This window comes from Caballeronia sp. LZ003 (assembly GCF_031451465.1).
Classification (GTDB): domain Bacteria; phylum Pseudomonadota; class Gammaproteobacteria; order Burkholderiales; family Burkholderiaceae; genus Caballeronia.
Genome location: NZ_JARUXJ010000127.1, coordinates 1 through 644, shown reverse-complemented (window position 1 = coordinate 644; position 644 = coordinate 1). Strand labels below are relative to the sequence as shown.

Here is a 644-nt window from a genome sequence, read left to right as displayed (position 1 = left end):
GGCGACGATTGGGGCCGCGTCGCGTACCGCTACGACAAGCAGGGGCGGCTAACCACGCTGAACAACGAGAACCACGAATCTACCGAGTTTCGTTATGACACGCTCGGTCAGGTCATCGAGCAGACGGGGTTCGACGGGCGCAGCGTCGCCTATGCATGGGACGATGCCGGGCGGCTGGCGGCATCGACTGAAGCCGGCGTCGAGACGCGCTACGAGCGCGACCCGATGGGACGGCTCACCGCGCGCACATCGGCAAGCAAGCGACCGAGAGTTTTTACTACGACGCGCGCGGGCGGCTCGCGACCGCCACGGCCGCTGGCAGCACGACCCGCCTGCACTACGACGATGCGGACAACCTGATCGCCGAAGAGCAGCACGTTCGCCCGTATTACCGGGGCCAGTATTCGACCGTCACGCGCCACCAATACGATGTGCTCGGCAATCGCACGAAGACCATCCTGCCGAATACACGCTCCATCGACTGGCTGCGTTATGGCTCGGGCCACGTCCATGGCGTCATGCTCGACGGCAAGCCGCTGATGGATTTCGAGCGCGACAAGCTGCATCGGGAAATCAAGCGCACGCACCGCAGCTTCACGCAGGCGCGCCAGTACGATCCGGTGGGACGGCTCGCACAGATGTCG

At 64.8% G+C, this 644-nt stretch carries 2 protein-coding genes; both read left to right on the top strand.

Going from position 1 to position 644, the window contains the following annotated elements:
* The coding region (locus QCE79_RS33385; RefSeq protein ID WP_309851756.1) for a hypothetical protein at positions 1 to 360 on the top strand (360 nt) is incomplete at its 5' end.
* Positions 361 to 431: 71 nt separating this feature from the next.
* On the top strand, positions 432 to 644 hold a 213-nt coding region (locus QCE79_RS39495), incomplete at its 3' end, for a hypothetical protein (protein WP_404989474.1).